Consider the following 20,094-nt stretch of genomic DNA (forward strand, 5'->3'; position numbering starts at 1 on the left):
TCATCTCCGTTCGTGTGGTCTCCCGTCCAAGCGGGAGGGGTGTCCGTGAGGGGTTGTCTCGTTACGAGACAGTTGTGGTGTTCTTCTGGTCCGCGCGCTCCGCGTCGGCACGACAGTGGCCAGTGCCTGCACGGAGAGCCCTGCGGCGGCCGTGTTTCCGGGCTCAGGCCACCGGCACGACCGAGGCGATGACGCTGCCCGCGTCGCCGCCCTGGAGGAGGCCCAGCGAGCCCGCGACGCCCTCGTGCGGTATGCCGAGCGGCATGACGCTGACCTTGTCGAGGCGCGCGTACTGCTCGTCGGTGAGCTGGACGTCGAGGGCTGCGAGGTAGCTGTCGGCGCTGTCGAGGAAGGTGCCGCCGGCCTCGGCGAACCCCTCGAAGATCCGGCGGGCCTCGTCGGGCTCGGCGCCGACGCCCCAGCCGGTGCCGAAGTTCACGGTGCCGAGCGCGTACTCGGAGACGCGTAGTCCGGTCTTGCGGCCGAAGGCCGTGTAACGCAGGAGAAGTTCTCGCGCAAGGGGGCCTGGAAGGCCGTCGTGCCGTGGTGGAGGGGGTGAGCGTCAGCCCGCATTCGGCTGGGGCGTCGCGGACAGGCTCTGCTTGACGTACCTGCTGGTCTCGTCGGCGAGGATCTCGGGCAGGCCGGTCTCGATGCCGTAAAGGGCCTGGGCCGCGACGTCGGCGGCGGCGACCTTCTGATCGGCGGGCACGCCAGCGGCCATGTCGGTGTCCATGTAGCCGACGTGCAGCGCCGAGACGGTGATCCCGCGGGGCGCCAGTTCCTCGCGGTTCGCGTCGCTCAGCGCCCAGGCGGCGGCCTTGGAGGCCGCGTAGGAGCCGAGGCCTGCCGGGTGGAACCAGGACAGGGCGGACAGGACGTTGAGTACGGCGCCGCCGCCGTTGCCCTCGATGACGGGGGCGAAGGCGCGGGTCGCGGCGAGCGGGCCGAAGAAGTTGGTCTCCATCTCGCGGCGCACCTCAGCCACGTCGCCTCGGATCAGCGTCACGCCGGTGGAGATGCCCGCGTTGTTGATCAGCAGTGTCGCATCGGACGCCACGCGGGCGGCCTCCTGTATCGACGCCTCGTCCGTGACGTCCAGCCGCACCGGAATGACGCCGGGCACGTCAACCGCCTCGGGGCGTCGGGCCGCGCCGTACACCTTCGCGCCACGCTCGACGAGCTGGGCTGCCAGGTGCCGCCCGAGCCCCCGGTTTGCGCCGGTGACGACCGCGACCGCGTTCTTGAGTTCCATGCCGGCTCCTGGTCCTGACGGGTGCCGACGGCACCCCCGAATTAGATTACGCAACCAATCTAAACATGGAGTTACGATAGATGCCAGTCGACATCCAACGGGAGGTGGCCATGGGCCGCGTATCGCAGGCGCAGGCGCAGGAGAATCGCAGGCGGGTGGTGGACACCGCCTCCCGGTTGTTCCGGGAGCAGGGCACGCAGGTCAGCGTCGCCGACCTGATGAAGGCGGCCGGTCTGACCCACGGCGCCTTCTACAAGCAGTTCGCCTCCAAGGAGGCGCTCGTCGACGAGGCCACCGCCCACGCCTTCGCCGAGCTCGCCCGGCGCTACGCCGAGGGACTTGAGCGGTATGAAGGGCGGCGCGACGCCGCCCAGCAGGTGCTGATCGACACCTACCTCTCCGTCGAGCACCGTGACGGCCCGGCGGACGGCTGTCCGGTCGCCGCGCTCGCCTCCGACATCGCGCGCGAAGGCGGGGGACGTGAGGCTCGTCGCGTCTACACCGAGGGGGTGGCCGACTTCGCCGACTTCCTCGCCACCGACGACCAGGACGGCATCGTCCGCCTCTGCACCCTGTTCGGAGCGCTGGTCCTGTCCCGGGCCACCAACGGCTCCCCGCTCTCCGAGGAGATCCTCGCCGCCGCGCGCGCAGCCTTGACCGAAGCAGGCTGATCAAGGGCGCGGCGCGGGTGCACATCGACGGCTCTGGGCGACGAGGCGTCCGTGACCGGGCGGAGGCGGTGGGAGAAGGCCGTCGACGCCTGGCGCACCGGCCTCACCGTGCGCCGGACAGCTGGTCACGCACAGCCTCCCGAAAAGCCGAGGCTGCGACCTCGCTGGCCGATTGGCGTAAGAGGTCGCGCGGATAGGCGGCGACAGGTCGGCCGACAGACAGGGCAGGCACAAGTTTCCCTGACCACGGGATTGTGACGCTCTGTGATCACCAAGAGATCGCGGGGCGATTCGCGCCGGAAAGTGAACCGGCGAACTCGGATGCGTGCGCTGCTCCCGCCTGCCATTCTCGGCGCCATGCGTACGTTCGAAGAGCTCGTAGAGGAAGGCGAGGCTGTCCGCTCCCGGCTGCACCAGCGGCACGATGACCAAGCACACTGAGCACATGCGATACGAGGAGAAGGCGAAGCTCACCGCGGCGAGGATTCTGGTTCCGGTGGCCATCCTCGTTGTCTCACCGGTGCTACTGATAGCCGGAGCGCCGGTCCGCCGACGGTACCTACGCTACGTATACCGGGACGATGCCCCACCGATCCTGGACAAAGAACAGGGCTGGATCAGCGTCCACGCGCTCGTGGTGAGCAGCTCTCTTCTCAACTGGCTCTGCCGGCCCACAGAGGCACTCGCCCGACACATCTCGCGCCGAAGTTGAACGGCAAAGGCTAGGCGCCAGAGCGCAGGAGCCGCGAAGCCCCGTGGCGGGCTTCGGCTACGCGTGCGAGCCGGGCCCGGTCCTCCGTCGTTCGTCGGGGACCGGGCCCGTGCCGTGTGCCGGCCCCGGTCGGCTGGTCTTCCCTGAAGTCCGCTCCCCTGGTGCTCCCGGAGCAGCAGAATCGGGGCGTTGACGCAGCCGCGGTACGGGAGGGCAAAGGCTCATGGGGATGCAGGACGTGTGGGTGCGGGCGCAGAGCACGGCCTACGGCAGCCGGACCGTGCGAGCGGACACGATCACGCAGGTCAAATGGGAGCGCCAGTCGTCCCAGTACCTCGCGCTCGTCGTCAAAGGCGGCGACGAGGTCCACCACTAGGTGCGCCCCTACAGATCGGGCGCCGAGCCGCTCAGCAAGAAGGACGGCACCGCGCTGACTGACGGGCTGCTGTCCGCCATGGCCAAGACCGCAGGTGTCCCGGGCAGTCACCTCCTGGTCCTTCACGGCACCGGACCGAGTGGTGCCGCACGGCGATGGGCGGAACCGAAGAGGGCTCCGCCCCCTGATGGTCGGCGGACCAGCTTCCCGCCCCGGAGGTCAGACGGCCGGTGCGGCGACCGCCTCCAGGCGGTCCAGTCGTTCGTAGAGGGCGCGGACGAGGCGGGCACGGTTCTGGACGCAGCGCGCGGTGCCCTCGATCGGCACGGACAGCCGGCCTTCTGCCTCGCGCAGGACGACGTCGGCGAGCGCCTTGGGTCCGCTGGCCTTGGGCAGCTGGTCGGCGCGGCGGCGGACGTCTGAGGCGACCGCGCGGGCGTGGCCGGTGAGCTGGAGGGCGATCTGCTCCAAGTCCCGGGTGCTGAGCGTGTCCCCGCCGGTCCACGCAAGGACGGCCGTGACGAGACACTCGTACGGTTCGCGGTCGAGCGGGAGCTCCGCCTCGATCAGCCCGTCAGGGTCGTACAGGACCGTGTGGCTGCTGGTGTACATGGCGGGCCTCGCTGCCTGGAACGTCTCGTACGGGTGGTCGGCGGTCACCGCGGGGCGCCGTCGCCGAGCTCGTCGTCCTGGTCCTCGGTCGACCGGGCGAGGAACCGGGCGAGTCCCCGGTCCGCGCGGGCGAGCAGGGCCGGGGAGGGTCGGCCGAAGTCAGGGCGTTGGAGGCCGGGACCGTCCGAGTCGGGGCCGACGGATGTGGGTGCGCTCATGGGGCACCGCCTCCGTTGCTGGGGTGTCGGTGTCGTTCGACGCTACGGAGGCCGCGGGTTGTTCCTCAACGAGATTGCGGGTAATTGCGGGAGGTTCACTCCAGGGCGTCCATCGCGGCCGCGATGAGGGCGCGTGCGGCGTCGCCGTGCACCGCCATCTCCGCGAGGCCGCCGAACGCCTTCAGGTAGTCGGCGATCTCGCGCGGCTGGGTCACCTTGATCTCCGCCGTGAGCGTCTCCACCACGGCCGTGGTGTCGTCGTGGACGTAGAACGCCTCCAGCGGCCACACGGTGCGCTGCGCGGTGAACGGGATGATCCCCAGCGAGAGGGACGCCAGCGGCATCACGGCCAGGAGGTGGCGCAGCTGCCCGCGCATGGCGCCGGGGTCGGCGGTGCGGAAGCGCAGGACCGACTCCTCCATGAGGACGACGTAGCGGTGCCCGCCCTCGTAGAGGAAGCGGGAGCGTGCGACGCGGGCGGCGACGGCTTCGGCGACGTCGTCGGGGGTGCCCTGGAAGCGCGTGATCTGCCCCGTGAGGGCGGTCGCGAACGCGGGGGTCTGGAGGAAGCCCGGCGGGACGTTGGAGAGGTAGACGCGGCAGATACGGGTCTGCTCGTGCAGGTCGTACAGGTTCTGTTGGACCTTGCGCATGCCACCCTGGTGCAGGCGGCGCCACTCCATGTACATCGAGTCGACCGCGCGGGCGGTGGCGATGAGGTCCTGCGCCTGGTCGTCGGCGTCGCACGCCGCGCACCAGGTGCGGATGTCGGTGTCGGAGGGCGCGGCGTCGCCCTTTTGCAGGCGGGTGGTCTTCGCGGGGTGCCAGCCGCACCGGGCGGAGAGTTCCTTCCCGGTGAGGCCGGCGTCCTTGCGCAGGTGCTGTAGGCGTGCCGCGAGCGCTACGCGGGCTCCTTGGGCGCTGGAGGAGGGAGAGGCGGGCATCGGCAGATCGAGTCCTAGACGGTGTATTTCTCGTGCGGGACGCCGCGTTCCCACACGGTCTCGAACGCCGTGGCGCACAGCGCGACGGCGGCCGGCTCCGTGGTGCGTTCCTTGCCGTCCGGTGCCCAGTCGCCGGTGCCGGTGAAGTGGTGGAACTGTACGAGCCTCCCGTCCAGGAGCCAGAAGTCGTTGCCGGGCAGCGCGATGTCGGAGGCGCGGCGGCGGGGCAGCCAGCGCACGTCCTCTCCGGCCTGGAGGTTGAGCGGGGTGATGGCGTGCTCGTAGCGGATGTAGTCGGTGACCGGCTCGGAGACGATCCGCGCGCGGCGCATCACCACGCCGCGGGCGACCGCGTCCTGGACGAGCGGCATCCACTGCGGCCAGAACGAGCGGCCCGCATCGAGGTTCGGGACGCCGGTGCGCTGGAAGCTCTCGAAGTCGTCGGCTTCGTCGCCCACCGCGTAGACGTCGCGCATCTCCAGGTGGACCGCCGTGCGGTGGGTGTCGGCGAGCAGCTCAGCGAACGTCGCGGTGTTCAGCTGCTGCGCGTTCAGCGGCATCGCACGCCTCCCTCAGAATCTTCGCCATGCGGACCGGAATCCGGATCACCCGCTCGTGCGCGGGGATCCCCGTCGTGTGGCCGGCCACCCACTCGGTGGAGCCGACCAGGGACTTGAGGAGTTCGTCGACTTCCTCGCCCTGGAGGACCAGGTCCGCGCTCTCCTCTTCCACCCACACCGTCGGTGATCCCTCGCCGCCGGTGTTCGGGTCGATCCCGACGAACCGTAACGTCATCGCGTGCTCCCGTGTCGAGTCGGTTGCGCATAGTTGCGCGATGACCGTCCCGCGCACTGGACCCCTCGGTCAAGAGCGCTGTCCCAACGGCTCGCCACCGCTCCCTGGCAGGCGCGGCGCGGGCCAGGCCGGCTCCCAGCGCCAGGACGCCCACAGGTCGGCGTCCGCGAACGGCCCCGCCCGTTCCTCGAGCATCGCCAGGACCTGGGCGCGGGCGTACTCCACCGCCTGGTGCTCGGTGTCAGTCACGATGCCCAGGCGCCTCACGTGGGCGTACTAGCCTTCGTCCTTCCACGTCCACGCGCTCAGATCGGGGTCGATGACGAGGTCGACGGTCAGGTCGAAGGTGTCGAACCCGGTCTCGGTGCGGCGAGTGGGGTGCTCGAAGTTGACGTACCAGTTCCGCAGTCCGGCCGCGGTGAAGAAGGCGTTGATGCTGAACCACGCGCCCGGCGGCTTCCACAGCAGCAGCTCCGTCTCCTGCCACACCCCGGGCGCGAGCTCCCACTCCCCCGTCGCCATCGCGTCGAACGCCTCCGTGCGCACCGATCGGTCGCCGTCGGCGCGGGCCTTGGCGTACAGGGCTGGCCACAGCGCTTGAGCACCGGGCGCGCATGCCGTCACCAGCGCCTCGCTGGTGTCGGTGAGGACGCGTAGTGCTTGCTCGCTCCACACGTGCCCGGAGCGGTGCACGTCGCGTCGAACGGCCGTCTCCCCCGTCGTGAAGGTTTTCACCGGTGCCTCCCTCGCGAGCCCGGCCGGGACGCCCAGCCGGGCGGGCACCACCTCAGCGCGCCGGGGATGGGGTGGGCAAGCCGCCGTTCGGGGCGGCTTGCCCAAGCTCCCCTTGGGCTTGCCCAGCCGCTCAGGCTTGCCCGGCCGCCGGCTCCCACAGCGGGCGGGCAAGCCCGGTCCCGTCGCAGTGGAAGCATCGGCCGCCCCCTGGTGTGCTGCGGGCGCCGATGGTTCCGGCGGCGTGTCGGAAGAGCCGGGTGAGGCCGGCGGCGTGCGCTGCGTGGATCGGGAGCTCCTGCCGTCTGCTGAGTGTGAGCTCCAGGGCGACGCCGGGGCCGGTGAAGTGGGCGTGGGGGAGGTTGCCGCTCATCGCGCGGAGCGTCTCGTGCACTTGGTGCATCGTCTCCGCGCCGGTCAGCTGCACCCGGGCCGCGAGGATGGTGTCGGCGGCCGCGGTGAAGGACAGCAGTCCGGCCGGGCGGGCGAGCGGCCCGACGCGGCCCACCGGGTCAGGATGGGTGTGCTGAAGTTCGGCCAGGGCGTGCCACAGGTCGCCCGGCAGGTCCGGCGCGGTCTCTTCTCTGCTGCGTCTCATGAGACCTGTCTAGGGCCTGGCACTGGCCTACAGCCGGGTTCGGCCTCTTCTTCCCGTACGGCGACGCCCCGACTTCACCGGCCGTCCCGCCGCCCAGGCTCCCCTTGGGCTTGCCCGGGTCAGGTCCGCCGGCAGAACCAGCCGCGGCCCCGGTCCGGCTCGGGGTCGTCCTCCGGCTCCGGCGGCGCGGCGGCCTGGAGGCGGGCGGCTTCGGCGGCGGCTTTCTCGCGGGCGGCGTCGTCGGCGCGGCAAGGGCCGCACACGGACTTGTCCCCGGCCCATACGGCGGTCCGGTGCACGGTGATCTCCTCCCAGCGTTCGTCCGTGAACTTCCGCCCGCACCGCGTGCACACCGGGCGCTCCGCCTCCCGCTGTGCGGCGCGGCGCTCCCTGTCCTCCGCGTCGGCGCGGGCCTCCTGGGCGCGGTAGAGGGCGTGGCCGTCGGGGTTGTCGAGCGCGTCCGTCAGCGTCTGCTCCTCGGTCCGTCCCAGCCGCCGCCACACCGCCGCACCGGCGCCGTGCTCCTGGAGTTGCTCCAGGGTGGTGAGAACGACGGGGACCCCCTGGCGGTAGTCCCGCGCGGTGACCGCCTTCGGGTAGAGGGAGTCGTACCGGCGCGGCGCCCAGTAGCGGCGGCCGGCTTCCTCCAGCGCGGCGACCGTGTTGTCGACCTTCGCGGTCGTGGTGTCCGCGAACACGAACGCGAGGGGGACCAGGCCCTCCCGGCCGGTCGGCGGGTAGACCCGCCGCCACAGCCGCAGCTCGTGGTCGACGTCCTCGATCGCGCCCGGCCGGGAGCGGACCAGGTCCACCGTGCGCTTGGCCGCGTCCTTCGGAAGCAGCCGGCCCCACTCCCCGTACCGGCGCAACTTCTGCACCAAATCGTGCGCGTCCTCGGAGCGGCGGTCGATCTCCAGCAGCATCACCGGCACCCCGGCCTCCGGCGCCCGCACCACCAGGTCCGCCCCCTGCACCTACCCGTCCGCGAGCCGGTGTGGAATCTCGGTGGCGAAGCCGAGCCGGTGACCGATCCCGGCACGGTGGAGTTCGGCGGCCGTCGAGGTGACCGCCGCCGCGTGGTCGTCGTAGCTGGCACCGAGCAGCTTCCCGGTGACCGGGGCGTACTTCTCCTCGCGCAGTGCCGAGACCCGTATGCCCTTCGGCGCCAGCAGCCGCTTCGCCTCGACGTGTCCTCGCTTCGTCAGCACCCACACCTGCCGCTGGTCCTCCCGTACCAACTCGATCCTCACCAGGTGGTGGTCCTGAAGATCCAGGAGGGGGCCCCGCGTGAGCTTGTATTGCTGGTTGTCCGGACGGGTCAGCTTCCACCACTGATCGGGCGTCGCCCTCTGGAAGATCCCCAGCGCTTGCAGGAGCTCCCGGCGTCGAGGCCCGGTCGAGTTCTTCCGGTGCTTGGGGCGTGTTGCCACACCTACATGAGGTTGTCGGACCTGCGACGACCCCCTTTTCGCCGTTCCTGACCTGCGGAAACGCCCGGCTGCTGAGCGCGGGGCGCGGAGGGGGTGATGGAGGGGTCCACGGAGGGGGTCTGTCCGGGCTGGTCGAGGTGCTGCTCGGGGTCGTCTGCGGACACAGGATGCTCCTGAAGGTGGGGCGGGCCTATCCCGCCATTCACCTTCTACTGGTGCGGAATTCGGGTTCCGTGTGACGCCAGCCTCGGAGAATCCCTCCACCGTGACCGCATCGTGATCAACCCGGATGTCCCGTCTCACCGAAGGTTGGTCAGTCTCACCGAACCTTGACCACTCGGCTGTTTGTCTCATCGAACTTTGACCGCCAGGCGGCGGTTGCCCAGGTCCACGTCGTCGAGCTGGAATTCACGCATTGCCTTCGGCCGGGCTGGCGTGGACGGCGGCAAGGGCCAGGGTGAGCCGTGCGGCCGGCGTGGTTGCCGCGTCGACGGCGGCACGGACCCCGTTGCCGACCCGCTGCGGCCTCACGGAGGGGATTTCGGGTTGGCTCCGACGGATTTCGTCACCACGCAGGCGATGCCATCCGCCCGCTCATGGAGTGCAGTCTCCGAGCCAGGTCAGGACCGGCCCGACCGAGTCAGCGGGAATCCGTTGCGTCGTCCTCGGACGGGCCGGGGGCTGCCGTGCTGTCGGCGGCCTGGCCGGCGGCTCGTTCCGCCCGGAGTTCTTCGGCGACCTCGTAGGCCCGGCCCGGGTCGTAGACGGTGACCGTAGTGGCGGGGCTGTACATCGCGGCTGCCCGGGGCGTGTACCCGTAGATTTCGACACCGCGTTGGGCGGCTATGCCGTCGACCTCGCCGACGGGTACCTGCCACAGCTCGGCGGTGTGGGACGGGGTCCACCACTCGTCCGGCCGCAGGAAGTTTCGCTTGACCACCGTCTGACGCTCCACCGCCACCTGGCTCCGGCCGAGTTGCTCGGTCAACCAGCTGGTTAGCGCCTGTGCGTCGACCCGAGCGAGCGGTGCGAACGCCGCCGGTTCGCACTCCACCGTCTCGCTGCGGGTGTGCAACACCACCTTGATCGACTGCCGCTGCCCCAGACTGAGTCGCTCGATGACGACGACTCGCTGCAGATCGGCCATCGCCATGGTCGACGAACGCAGAAAGCGGGCGATCACGACCTGGGCCGGATCTCCCAGGGGGCGGAACTCGACCCACCGCACCGTCATGGAGACCGTGACGTACATCATGGCCACGGTGAGCACGATCACTGCGACGACCGTGAGCGCCAGTAGGACCCAGAAACCGCCCCAGACGAGTGAGCTCCCCGAGATCACGGCGACCACCAGAGCGGCCAGCAGAAGTGGGCCTCCGACCACCGACGGGACCATGACGCTCCCGCCGAGCGCGACAGCCAGCTCGCGGACCCGGCTGGGCATGAACAGCAGCCGCCATCCCGCTGTCACGGGTGCCACAACTTCCGCCAGCGGGCCGGGCTGCTGAGTTGCCATGTCTCAAAGGTAGTCCCCAGCAGGGGCGTTCGTAAGGCCACAGCAAGCCGTACCTTCTCGAGGACGGGAACCGCAGGCGGCAGCGCGTCATCCGGACACGCAGCGCCAGCCTGGCCCGAAGGCCATCTGCCCTCAACCCGCGGCGGTCAAAGTTCGATGGGACAACAGCCGAGTGGTCAAGGTTCGGTGAGACTGACCAACCTTCGGTGAGACGGGACACCGGAGGGGGAGAGTTCTCCCCCGTCAGCGGCCGGACTCTGTCCACAGACCCGCAGTTCGAGGGTGTCCTCAAGGCCGCCGCGATCAGCGAGGTGGCCCGACGATGAGGAGCACCCGTGCCCGAGAACACCGTCACCGCGCCGCTCGCCCCGATGGAGCCGGACGACATCGCCGCCGCCTTCGCCTACATCCGGGCGTTGCAGGCCGACGACATCGAGGCCGCCTGCGCGGTCGTCGACGGCATGGGCACGGAGGTGCTCAAGATGCTCCTGGACGTCGCCGCGCGCGTCTTCATCCCGGTCACCGCCGTGGACGAGTACGACGGGGAGCCCTGCGAGCACTCCTTCCTGGCAGCGGCACTCGGCCGGCTCCTGCTGGAGCTTCTCTGTGATGGCGCGTGCCTGTCCGGTGCACCGGGGATCGCCGAGACCATCATCCGCTTCACCGAGAACATCCTCACCGAGGACCACGGCGATGTCGCCGACGTCCTGCGCCAGCTGGAGGCCGCCGGGATGAAACAGGCGATGGAAGCGCACCCGGTGCACCGGACCACTGCGTAGCCGCACCTCCGGGACGGCCGTGGTGCGCACCGCCGCACCGCCGCACCACTGTGGTGCGCACCGCCGCACCACCGCACGTACCGCCGGGCGCCAGGTGCCGGCGGTGCGGTCCCCCGGCGTCGTCGCGCCGCGTTGGGGTGCGTCACGGCCGGGCGGGCTCCTCTATCACACGCCCCCTTGACCGCGACCTGATCACGAGCCGAAACGGCCCATGCCAAGACATCTCAGGGGGCTATGAAGTCAAGCCGCCTGCTCGGTTGGGGGTGACAGGAGCGGTGCGAAGGCGTGCTCTTCGTCAAACTGCTGTCGGGTCTTGAGGCAGTGGTGGAGCTGGCCGAGGAAGCGGTTCAGCAAGTGCCTTTGTGCGGCGGCATGCCAGTCACCATGCTCGCGTCGGCGCCGATAGTGCGCGTTCGCTCCCGGTGAGGCGGTGAGGGCGGCGAAGGCCCAGAGGAAGCCGGCATTGATGAGTTGATTGTTCTTGACGAACCGACGGCCGACGAAACGCTTCTTGCCGGAAGCCCGGGTGATGGGCGCGGATCCGGCGTACGACTTCAGCGCCCGGGCGTCGGCGAACCGTGCCCGGTCGTCGCCCAACTCCGCAAGCACGCGGGCACCGAGCATGGGCCCCAGGCCGGGGAAGCTGAGCAGGATCTCGCTGTCGGCGTGCTGGTGAAAGGCTGCTGTGGCCGCCTCCGCGAGATCGTCTGCGGCCTGGCAGGTGGCGTCCAGCTGCTTGAGCAGGGCCAGGAGCTGGTGACCGAAGGCGTCCTCGACGCCGGGGAGCTGGTGGGCGTACTCGGCGCGGAAGACGTCCCGCAGCCGCTCGGCTTCCGCGTCGCAGCCGCGTAGGCGGCCACTGCGTTTGAGAGCAGCCCGCAGCTGGGCGAGGGTGAGCTTCGCGGCCTTGGCCGGAGTCGGCGCCAGAGTGAGGATGACGCGGGCGTCAGCCCTGGTCAGACCGCCTTGCTTGCTCTGGAAGGCCAGCAGAGCAGCAGGGTAATACTCGCGCAGGAGCGAGCGGACCTGGTTGGCGACCTGCTGCCGAGTCCAGACGGCGTCCTGCTGGGCTCGGGCCAGAACGGTGATGGTCTGGGCGAGTTCGGAGTCGGCCGGCAGGAGCCGGTGGGCGTGCATGTCGGTGCACAGGATGTTCGCGAGAACCAGGGCGTCGCCCGGGTCGGACTTCTTGCGGCTGACGCCGTGGCAGTCGCGGTAGCGGGCGGCGGCGAGCGGGTTGATCGCGAAGACCCGACAGCTGCCGGTGCGCAGGCTCGCGACCAGGAGGCCGTGGCTGGTCTCGATGGCCACCGGTATCGGATCGTCCGGGCTGTCGCCGTGCTCGGCCAGGAGGGCCAGAAGCTGGTGGTAGCCGGCCGCGTCGTCGGTGATACGGCTTTGGCGAGCAGGGTGCCGGTGTTGTCGACGAGGGCGATGTCGTGGTGTCGCTCCGCCCAGTCGATGCCGCAGAACACGGTCAAGCGGTCCTCCCCATCCGTCCGTTTATGCAGGTCACGAGCACATGCGGTCACGCGGCGCCCTAATCCAAGGACTCGTTGGTCCGCCATCTCAGTAGCCGTTCGCGACACCAGCGCACTCCAGGGGCTCGATCTTTCGGCAGAGCTCACGGGCTCGCGGATGAACAAGAGGTCGACCCTGGAGCGGGCTCGCGCCGTGACGATCAACGTCCGAGCAGTCCCCGCGAGTTTCGCGGTGACCACGGAGACGCCGGGCTGCGCCGCTCTTGACAGAGGCCTCAAGGGCCCGGGGAAACGGGGGCATCAGCCCGGCGCCCGCGTCATCACCGCGGACCCCGCAACGGACAGCGATGCCGCTCTGTGAGGAGGCCTTGACGGCCAGGGGGGATCCAGGCATTCGCTGTCCTACGCGAGCAGCTAGCCCGGGGCGTTGCATGGTCCCGGGCCGTCTGCTTACGCACTGGATTAGGAGAAACGCGGCAGGCGCGCACCGGGTGGATGCACGGCACCGTCCCCGGCGTCCACTCCCGCACGATGTCGTCCACTCCACCGAGTGGGGCTCCCTTCAGTGGAGCGGATGCCGCGCACGGTGGTCTCCACCCCGGTGCGGTGGACTCCACTCCACCGAGTGGAGTCCACCGCACCGTCGGTGCGCACCACCGCACCGGGCGCCCGGCATCGGGTCCACCCAGTGGGCTCCACTCGGTGAGCTCCACTCGGTGGACGTGTCCGGCATCGTCACTACCGCCAGGCGTCCCCGAACCCGAAGCAGACCTCTTCCTCCGGCTATCGCGGACAAAGAGTGTCGTTTTCCGAAGAGGGCTTGCCCACGGCATCTGACCTGCGCGAATGCAAGATCATCAGATTCGGGGGGTCCCACCTCCGGTCCCCCGCCTAGTGCAACCGTGTTCTCCATGGCCCTCCACCGGCGCGACGAGAAGGAGGTGAGCCTGCGCAACATCGCCAAGCGGCTCGTCATCATCACCGGTGCGAAGAAGGGGCAGCAAGGCGCCCTCGGCGTGCTTGCGAGGCGGTTGCAGGTGTCGCCCTGTTGGAACCGCCCCTCACCCGGTGAAGCCCGCCGACTGTCACGGTGCGTTCCGAATATGCGCACTATGGCTTGTGCTGCTCGTAGTACAGATACTACGTTTGGTCTAACAGGTCGGATCGAAAGGTAGAGGACCTATGGCAGGGGCAAGCGATCTGCAGGAGCTCAATCAGGCGGATGGATCACCTGACGGCCCGGCGGACGAACGAGTGATCGACATCCGCGGTCTGCGGATGCGGTACGGATCGAAGGACGTGCTGAACGGGGTGGACTTCAGCGTCCGCCGGGGCGAGGTCCTCGCTCTGCTGGGGCCGAACGGCGCGGGGAAGACCACGACCATCGAGATCATGGAGGGGTTCCGCACCCGCTCGGCGGGTGACGTCTCGGTGCTCGGCGTCGACCCCGCTAAGGGCGACGAGCAGTGGCGGGCCCGGCTGGGCATCGTGCTCCAGTCGTGGCGGGACCACGGGAAATGGAAGGTCAGCGAGTTGCTGACCCAGCTGGGCGACTTCTACCAGCCGTACTCCACCACCGAGCGGCCCCGTCCGCGCAACGTGGACGAGCTGATCGCGATGGTGAGTCTCGAGGAGCAGGCGGACCAGAAGATCGGGTCGCTCTCCGGCGGAGAGCGCCGCCGTCTCGACGTGGCGATCGGCATCGTCGGACGCCCGGAGGTGCTGTTCCTTGACGAACCCACCGTCGGGTTCGACCCCAAGGCGCGCCGGGACTTCCACGACGTGGTGCACCGACTGTCCGACCTGGAGGACACCACGATCCTGCTCACCACACACGACCTGGACGAGGCGGAGAAGCTCTCCGACCGCATCCTGATCCTCGCCGGTGGCCAGATCGTCGCAAACGGCAGTGCCGACCAGCTCGCCAGGCAGGCGTCGGGCAAGGCCGAGGTCCGCTGGAGCGTGAATGGCGAGCAGTTCGTCCACGCCACCTTTGACGCCAGCGCGTTCGTCCACAAGCTGTTCAAGCAGCACGGGGAGCGCGTCCGGGACCTGGAGGTGCGCAGGGCCAGCCTCGAGGACACGTACATGACCATGGTCCGGCAGTACGAGGCCGGCCGGTCCGAAGAGGCGGTCGCCGCGTTCCGGGAGGCAGGCCCGTGAGTCCGACCATCTACGCCGTACGGCTCGGTCTGCGCCGCGGCTGGATCGAGTTCCGCCAGAGCCTGACCACGCCCGGTGACGTCGTCTACTACCTGTTCCTCGGCGGGATCTTCCTCACGGTGCTGTTCTTCATGCGGAACTCCACTGTCCAGGGGACCGATCTCTCGCTGGCCACGCTCTCCATGCCCAGCATGATCGGCGGACTGCTGGCCTTCCAGACACTGGGCGGTGCGGCGTTCGCCCTCGCGGCCGAGCGGGAGGACGGCACGCTGCTGCGGGCCAAGACCGTGCCGCAGGGGCTGGCCGGCTACATCGCCGGCCGGGTTCTGGGCATCGCGCTGAGCACCCTGCTCACGTTGGCGATCATCCTGGTGCCGAGCGTCTTCCTCTTCGACGACCTGGTGACGGGGGAGGTCACGAAGTGGCTGAACCTGCTCTGGGTGCTGGTGCTCGGGCTGCTCGCCACGCTGCCGATCGGCCTGATCATCGGGGCCATGGTGAAGAACCCTCGCGGCGCGAACACCTGGGGCATCTTCCCGACAATGGGTCTGATGGCGATCTCGGGTATTTTCTATCCGGTCACCTCACTGGCGGGATGGCTCCAAGGCATCGCGCAGATCTTCCCGATGTACTGGGTAGGACTGGGCACCCGCGCCGCGCTGCTGCCCGAAGCGGCGGTCGCGGTCGAGCTCGGCGACTCCTGGCGCAGGCCCATGACCGCGGTCGTGCTGCTTGCCTGGGCCGTCGTCGCGCTGCTGATTGCCCCGAAGGTCCTGGGCCGTACGGCCAAGGGCGAGACGGGGTCCAAGGTCGAGGCACGGCAGCAGGAGGCATTGAAGCGCGTTGGGTGACAGGCATCCGACAGAAAGGGCGGTCAGATGCATCGCGGAACATCGGCGTCGAAGTCGGTGACGGAGCCGTCCGGTGCCGCGCCCGGCACCGGCACGGGCACGGGCACCGACAAGCCGGCCTCCGTCCGGAAGACGGCCGGCGAGCAGGGGCGGTCGCGTGGCGGCGCCGGGGCCGAGACGGTACACAACCGCATCGCCGTCCTGCGGGTGGAACGCGCCATCACCCGCAGGCAGCTCGCCGATGCGCTCGGGGTGCACTACCAGACGGTGGGCTATCTGGAGCGGGGCGAGTACAGCCCCAGCCTCTACCTGGCCCTGCGGATCGCGGAGTACTTCGAGGTCCCGGTCGAAGTGGTCTTTTCGATCACCCCGTTCCCCCGGATCGGGAGCGTCCCACCCGCCTCCGCATAGCACACCGCCGGCTCGGAGCCCACAGGCCCCCAAGACAGGGGTTGTCGGACACCGGGCGATCTCTCCTGTGACCAGGAAGGTTCACCGGGTTGTTCGTAGTGTTGCTTGGAGATGAGTTCTCCAAGCAACGTGAGGAGGCGGGAGGGCGAAACCGGTCCGAGTTCGCGGGCTGACGGACGCAGGAGGGCCGGAAACTCCAGCACATCGTCCGGCGGGGAAGCACGAGTTCGGTGCGGTTTCGGCAGGCGATGATGCTTCTGGCCGCGGCCGGCGGCAGCACGGTCCCCGTCATCGCCCGCCTGGTCCAGGCGGACGAGGCACCGTCCGCGATGTGATCCACAAGTTCAACGGGATCGGGCTCGCATGCCTGAACCCTCGCTGAGCGGGAGGCCGTCCCCGCCTTCGATCGTGACGACGAGGACTTCGTCGTCCAGACGGCCACCACCCGCCCGACCGTTCTTCGACGCCAAGCCGGCCCGGATCGAGCACGCGATCAACCAGCGGCCGGACCGCACCTTCGCGTTCGACGAGTTCGGACCCTTGGCAATCCGTTCCACCGCCGGCTCCTGCTGGGATGAGCAGACCCAGCGCCCGCCGGGACCCTGATCCAGTTCTCAGCGTCTCTTCACCCCGAGATCACCGGCGACCCACCTGATGGTCGCTCCCGCCCTCGACCGCTTTACGCTTTCGCCCCTGACCGAGCCTGCCAATGCGCGGGGGCCGCGGCCTCAGCGGGCCTGCCGGCCCACGGCCCCGCCCGTGGTGGGGAGCGGGGAACGGGCGCGCCCGGGGAAACGCGGGATACAACGGGGAGCGGATCCCCGAGCGCTGCGGTAGCCCCTCGGTGTCAGGAGAGGGACTCGATGTAACCCCAGCCGCCGCTGCCGATTTCCTCGGGCATCCCCCATGCGCCCACTACGGCGGGCTGGAAAAACAGGTCGCCGCCCTGCTGGGACTGCTGGTCGTACGACGTGGTGAACCAGAGATCGGCCCGGCCATTACCGTCGCCGTCTCCGAGCGCGGTGACCAGAGGGCGGTTGACCGCAGTCCAGGTGTCGCCGTTGAGCGGACTCGAACCTGCCAGCACGTGTGCGCCGTCGCTGCGGTATTCCCGCAGTTGGCCGGTGATCCGGTGGCGGGACCACACGTCGGCTCGTTCCAGGCCGTCGGGCTCTGTAGCGCTCTTGCCGGTATCGCCCGGGACGAGTACCTCGAGGTCTCCCCCGTAAGCCCATTCCCCGCCGCCCAACTGTACTGCGGCGTGCGGCAGCGAAGGGCCAGTGGCAGGGAACCCTCCCCGGTGCAGCCACAGCCCTGAGGGACCCTGGACGACGAGGTCGGGGCGGCCGTCACCGTCGATGTCGCCAGCAGCCCGGGGCGCGGTACCGCCCCAGCGGTTCTCCCGGTTGGGGAATGTTCGGGGAGATCCCAACGCTCCGTCACCGGAGTTCGGGTACACGTACAGTTCGGTGCCAATCCGGGCCAAGACGTCCTCGCGGCCGTCACCGGTCCAGTCACCACGATGGCTCACCACCGCGCCAAGGAAACCGGTCGTGGCGAGTGTCCGCGCGGAGCCGAACCGGCCGCCCTCCAGGCCTGGGTACAGGCGGAGCGAGCCGTCCTTTCGTACGGCGAGCAAGTCGGGACGGCCGTCCGCGGTGAGGTCACCGGGGACAGGCTTGCGCGGCACGGCGAACGCCCTCAGCAGAGCGTGATCCTTCACCGTCGCCTTGGCCAGCTGCGGGTCCTCGATCTCGGCGGAGAGGGAGTGGAAGTCCTCGGTGCTGAAGAACGCGTGGTCGAACTTCTTCGTGTATCCGGCCGGTACCTTCTTGGCATCCCATCCGGTGGTCGGTCTGTTGGCAGCTGCGTCGGCTTCGGCGAGCGGTCCGCTGGCGGGCACACCGGCGGCGAGAGCTGGGTTGATGTCGTCGGGCCTGTGGTTGAAGTCGCCCGCCACGATGACGGATGCACCACCGGCATGCGCCTGGATGTGACCGGTCAGCTCGTGCATGTCGCCTGCGGCCGTCGGCTGTGACAGGTGCACGCTGCAGGCAAGGGTGTGGCGGTCGGCTATCGGGCCCTTCGCGCAGACCGCGAGCCGGGAGCGCTCGTTCGGCACGGCCACCTCCACCGGAGCTCCGCTCACCTGGTCGGCCGTCGCTCCCCGGAAGATGACCGCCTGGCCGATGGTCGTGTCCGAACCCCATGCGCCGCAACCCTCGTACGTCTGCCGTCCGGCGAAGTACCCGGCATGGCCCGGCAGCTTCGGCAGCAGGGCATCGTACTGGCCCTTGCACAGCTCCTGGAGCATGATCACATCGGTGCCGGCGAGACCGGCCTTGGCCAACGCCTCTGCGGCCCAAGCATCGGCCCGTTGTCCCTGGGTCTTCTCTGGTCCCACAGCCAGATCGCTCCGGCACTCCTCCCAGCCACCGCACACGTTGTACGACACCAGGCTGACCTGTGATGCGGAGCCGACTTGCGCCGTGGCCGGAGCCGTGGTCGCCATGAAGAGCCCCGCGACCAGAACCAGCCCGGATATGACGCGCGTCAGGCGCGTTCTTCTCATCGTCCTACTTTCTGAAATGGTGGTCAGATCTGCGCCAACTCGTCACCCTGGAGACCGTGATCTCGCTGGTAGGGAAGGTCGGCTCGGACATCATCGCAGTCGGGCCGTCTCGTTCTGGATCTTGCCGGATGCCGGCTGTTCTGCCGTGAGAACCGACTTCGACCCGTGCCCCCGCCCCCGGCAGCGCGCGAGTACCTGCCGTGCCGCGCGGCCTGGGATGCCGACGCCGTGCGGGACGACGTCCGCGACTACGTCGTCGAGCACCTCCGCGACGAGGCCGCTGTGCTGGTCGTCGACGAGACCGGCGATGTGAAGAACGGCTCTCACAGCGTCGGCGTCCAGCGCCAGTACACCGGCACTGCCAAACGGATCGAGGACTCCCAGGTCGCCGTCTACCTGCTCTACGCCGGGCAGTGCGGACACGGGGTAGGGGACCGGGAGTTGAACATCCCGCGCTCGTGAACCAGTGATCCGGACCGCTGTCAGGCCGCCGGGCTCGACGACGAGCTCACCTTCCAGGCCAAGCCGGAACTGGCCACTGTGGTGATCGAACGATTCCGGCCAGCTCCGGACCGACGCGCTGGTCAAGGGGCTGCCCGGCAGCAGCTGTCCGCCAGCGAAGGCGCGAAGGGCCATGACTTCCACCACCGGGCCATCGTCGACCTGGCCGAGGACGCCCCCGGCCACCGCCAGCTATTGATCCGGCGCACCCGCAGCACCGGTGAACTCGCCTAATACCGCTGCCACTCGCCGCAGGCCGCCCCGCTGACCACCCTGGTCAGAGTCGCCGGATCGAGGTGGCGGGTGGAAGAGACCTTCCAGGCCTAGAAGGGCCTGGCCGGACTGGACGAGCACCAAGTCCGCCGCTACTCGTCCGGGACCCGTTGGGTCACTCTGGCCGTGATCGGCCACGCCTTCCTCACCGTCGTTCGGTCCGACGAACACGCCCAGCACGGCGCCCCTGGCGGGCTGATCCCGCCGCCCTGCGACGAGATTCAGCGACCTCTCATCAGCCTGGCCGTCCGGCCCGACCACACGGCGGCACACCGGCTCGACCGGTCCCGCCGGCGACGACGCCACCAAGCCCGAGCACGCGCCTGCCACTACCGATGACGGGCAGCCACCACATGAAGTTCACGATCTTGCTCGACGGAGTCTCCAAAGACGAGGGAAGCCGCGTGCGAAATGGACGAGACGGCGAGGGCGTTGCGACGATGGTTGCCCTGCAGGAGCCTTCGTTCCGACAGAGGAGGCGATCGCGCGATGATCCCCGGGTGGGATCACGCCTTCACGGATCAAGGAGTCTCGCTGATGGTCAGTGTGAGTATGGAGACTGCGGAACAGACGGAGCAGCGGCTACGCCGTGTGATCGCTCAGGCTGACCTCGTCGTGCACGACGGCGTCTGGCGTTTTGAAGAGTCTCCAGCCGACCAGCCGCCGGCACTCACCGCCGAGACGCTGGCAGTCGTTCGGGACCGGGAGAGCTGGAGCCGCCTGGTCCCGCTCACCCAGGAGGGCGACGGCGTCGAACGCTTCGGAATCTTCTCCTTCCATTTCGCCGATCACGTGGACAACAGCGGCTTCGTCGGTTGGCTGGCCACCCGCCTCAAGGTTGAGCTGGGGACCGGCGTATTCGTGGTCTGTGGCAGCAACCGCGCCCGCGGCGGCATCTATGACTACTGGGGCTGCCCCATCGACTTGCTGGATCAGGCCATCGCGGTCGTCAGGACGTTACGAGACAGCTGATCTGCATGCAGGCGACGATCCGTCCACGACGGTGAAGATCACGATCTACAGCTGGAGCATCAAGGCAGTGTTCGGGACGAGTCCCAGTTCGCGGTTAGCGATCGCGGAGCTATTGCGTGCGAAGCGCTCGCGTGTCGTGTCGCAGACCGGCGCGAACTACCAGGACGGACAATAACGGCCGAGGCAGGAAGGACTGAGTAGCAAACAGCTGGTCACGAGGCCGCGAGCGCGG

The 20,094-nt window shown here is 69.3% G+C and carries 22 protein-coding genes and 3 pseudogenes; 10 read left to right on the plus strand and 15 right to left on the minus strand.

Annotation, left to right across the window (positions count from 1 at the left end; all coding sequences use genetic code 11):
• Positions 1–163: 163 nt before the first annotated feature.
• Both ABZ567_RS28665 and ABZ567_RS28670 read right to left on the minus strand, forming a co-directional pair.
• A complete protein-coding gene (locus ABZ567_RS28665) occupies positions 164–439 on the minus strand; it encodes a hypothetical protein (RefSeq protein ID WP_360795100.1) in 276 nt (91 codons plus the stop codon).
• A 123-nt stretch (positions 440–562) separates the two neighbouring features.
• A complete protein-coding gene (locus ABZ567_RS28670; protein WP_360795103.1) occupies positions 563–1,255 on the minus strand; it encodes an SDR family oxidoreductase in 693 nt (230 codons plus the stop codon).
• A 110-nt stretch (positions 1,256–1,365) separates the two neighbouring features.
• Here ABZ567_RS28670 and ABZ567_RS28675 point away from each other — a divergent pair, with 110 nt between their 5' ends.
• The 3 genes from ABZ567_RS28675 to ABZ567_RS28685 all read left to right on the plus strand — a co-directional run bounded on the left by ABZ567_RS28675 (position 1,366) and on the right by ABZ567_RS28685 (position 3,014).
• Positions 1,366–1,926 carry a TetR family transcriptional regulator gene (locus ABZ567_RS28675; RefSeq protein WP_360795273.1) on the plus strand — a complete coding sequence of 187 codons (561 nt, stop codon included), beginning with the start codon at positions 1,366–1,368 and terminating at the stop codon, positions 1,924–1,926.
• Positions 1,927–2,371: 445 nt separating this feature from the next.
• Positions 2,372–2,638 carry a hypothetical protein gene (locus ABZ567_RS28680; protein WP_360795105.1) on the plus strand — a complete coding sequence of 89 codons (267 nt, stop codon included), beginning with the start codon at positions 2,372–2,374 and terminating at the stop codon, positions 2,636–2,638.
• A gap of 223 nt (positions 2,639–2,861) precedes the next feature.
• On the plus strand, positions 2,862–3,014 hold the full coding sequence (locus tag ABZ567_RS28685) for a hypothetical protein (protein ID WP_360795108.1): 153 nt from the start codon (positions 2,862–2,864) through the stop codon (positions 3,012–3,014).
• A gap of 219 nt (positions 3,015–3,233) precedes the next feature.
• On the opposite strand, the gene ABZ567_RS28690 is transcribed toward ABZ567_RS28685, so the two are convergent.
• The 11 genes from ABZ567_RS28690 to ABZ567_RS28740 all read right to left on the minus strand — a co-directional run bounded on the left by ABZ567_RS28690 (position 3,234) and on the right by ABZ567_RS28740 (position 9,859).
• Positions 3,234–3,626, minus strand: coding sequence for a DUF6415 family natural product biosynthesis protein (locus tag ABZ567_RS28690; RefSeq protein WP_360795276.1), 393 nt, complete (start codon positions 3,624–3,626; stop codon positions 3,234–3,236).
• 44 nt (positions 3,627–3,670) lie between these two features.
• Entirely contained in the window at positions 3,671–3,844 is a 174-nt protein-coding gene (locus ABZ567_RS28695) for a hypothetical protein (RefSeq protein WP_360795111.1), read from the minus strand.
• A gap of 95 nt (positions 3,845–3,939) precedes the next feature.
• Entirely contained in the window at positions 3,940–4,788 is an 849-nt protein-coding gene (locus tag ABZ567_RS28700; RefSeq protein WP_360795114.1) for a helix-turn-helix transcriptional regulator, read from the minus strand.
• Between the two features lie 14 nt (positions 4,789–4,802).
• The gene (locus ABZ567_RS28705) at positions 4,803–5,348 is read right to left on the minus strand and encodes a DUF6879 family protein (protein WP_360795117.1); all 546 of its coding nucleotides are present in this window, start codon (positions 5,346–5,348) and stop codon (positions 4,803–4,805) included.
• Complete coding sequence (locus tag ABZ567_RS28710) at positions 5,305–5,583, minus strand: hypothetical protein (protein ID WP_360795120.1); 279 nt, start codon at positions 5,581–5,583, stop codon at positions 5,305–5,307. Before ABZ567_RS28710 ends, ABZ567_RS28705 begins: the two co-directional genes overlap by 44 nt.
• Before the next feature lie 69 nt (positions 5,584–5,652).
• Complete coding sequence (locus tag ABZ567_RS28715) at positions 5,653–5,832, minus strand: hypothetical protein (protein ID WP_360795122.1); 180 nt, start codon at positions 5,830–5,832, stop codon at positions 5,653–5,655.
• A 27-nt stretch (positions 5,833–5,859) separates the two neighbouring features.
• Positions 5,860–6,318: a DUF402 domain-containing protein gene (locus ABZ567_RS28720; protein ID WP_360795125.1), complete on the minus strand. Its 459-nt coding sequence runs from the start codon at positions 6,316–6,318 to the stop codon at positions 5,860–5,862.
• Between the two features lie 130 nt (positions 6,319–6,448).
• On the minus strand, positions 6,449–6,913 hold the full coding sequence (locus ABZ567_RS28725; protein WP_360795128.1) for a hypothetical protein: 465 nt from the start codon (positions 6,911–6,913) through the stop codon (positions 6,449–6,451).
• Positions 6,914–7,032: 119 nt separating this feature from the next.
• Entirely contained in the window at positions 7,033–7,887 is an 855-nt protein-coding gene (locus tag ABZ567_RS28730; protein WP_360795131.1) for a hypothetical protein, read from the minus strand.
• Entirely contained in the window at positions 7,888–8,343 is a 456-nt protein-coding gene (locus tag ABZ567_RS28735; protein ID WP_360795134.1) for a hypothetical protein, read from the minus strand.
• A gap of 640 nt (positions 8,344–8,983) precedes the next feature.
• Entirely contained in the window at positions 8,984–9,859 is an 876-nt protein-coding gene (locus ABZ567_RS28740) for a hypothetical protein (protein WP_360795137.1), read from the minus strand.
• A 335-nt stretch (positions 9,860–10,194) separates the two neighbouring features.
• Here ABZ567_RS28740 and ABZ567_RS28745 point away from each other — a divergent pair, with 335 nt between their 5' ends.
• A complete protein-coding gene (locus tag ABZ567_RS28745) occupies positions 10,195–10,638 on the plus strand; it encodes a hypothetical protein (protein WP_360795140.1) in 444 nt (147 codons plus the stop codon).
• A 240-nt stretch (positions 10,639–10,878) separates the two neighbouring features.
• Here ABZ567_RS28745 and ABZ567_RS28750 read toward each other — a convergent pair.
• Positions 10,879–12,149, minus strand: a pseudogene (locus ABZ567_RS28750) (IS110 family transposase).
• Positions 12,150–13,397: 1,248 nt separating this feature from the next.
• Between ABZ567_RS28750 and ABZ567_RS28755 the strand changes: the two are divergent.
• The 4 genes and pseudogenes from ABZ567_RS28755 to ABZ567_RS28770 form a co-directional block, all read left to right on the plus strand.
• Positions 13,398–14,282 (plus strand): ABC transporter ATP-binding protein, encoded by an 885-nt coding sequence (locus ABZ567_RS28755; RefSeq protein WP_360795279.1) that lies wholly within the window; start codon positions 13,398–13,400, stop codon positions 14,280–14,282.
• Complete coding sequence (locus ABZ567_RS28760) at positions 14,279–15,133, plus strand: ABC transporter permease (protein ID WP_360795143.1); 855 nt, start codon at positions 14,279–14,281, stop codon at positions 15,131–15,133. The genes ABZ567_RS28755 and ABZ567_RS28760 overlap by 4 nt, the downstream gene beginning before the upstream one ends.
• Positions 15,134–15,325: 192 nt before the next feature.
• Positions 15,326–15,544 (plus strand): helix-turn-helix transcriptional regulator, encoded by a 219-nt coding sequence (locus ABZ567_RS28765; protein WP_360795282.1) that lies wholly within the window; start codon positions 15,326–15,328, stop codon positions 15,542–15,544.
• 169 nt (positions 15,545–15,713) lie between these two features.
• Positions 15,714–16,138 (plus strand): annotated as a pseudogene (locus ABZ567_RS28770) (helix-turn-helix domain-containing protein); the annotation flags it as partial.
• A 253-nt stretch (positions 16,139–16,391) separates the two neighbouring features.
• On the opposite strand, the gene ABZ567_RS28775 reads toward ABZ567_RS28770, so the two are convergent.
• Positions 16,392–18,116 (minus strand): FG-GAP-like repeat-containing protein, encoded by a 1,725-nt coding sequence (locus ABZ567_RS28775; protein ID WP_360795146.1) that lies wholly within the window; start codon positions 18,114–18,116, stop codon positions 16,392–16,394.
• A 189-nt stretch (positions 18,117–18,305) separates the two neighbouring features.
• On the opposite strand from ABZ567_RS28775, the pseudogene ABZ567_RS28780 reads away from it, so the two are divergent.
• Both ABZ567_RS28780 and ABZ567_RS28785 read left to right on the plus strand, forming a co-directional pair.
• Positions 18,306–19,229 (plus strand): annotated as a pseudogene (locus tag ABZ567_RS28780) (transposase); the annotation flags it as partial.
• A gap of 198 nt (positions 19,230–19,427) precedes the next feature.
• Positions 19,428–19,862, plus strand: coding sequence for a DUF6196 family protein (locus ABZ567_RS28785; RefSeq protein ID WP_360795149.1), 435 nt, complete (start codon positions 19,428–19,430; stop codon positions 19,860–19,862).
• Positions 19,863–20,094 lie beyond the last annotated feature (232 nt).

Origin of the sequence: Streptomyces sp. NPDC016459 (assembly GCF_040632845.1) — a bacterium.
GTDB lineage: Bacteria > Actinomycetota > Actinomycetes > Streptomycetales > Streptomycetaceae > Streptomyces.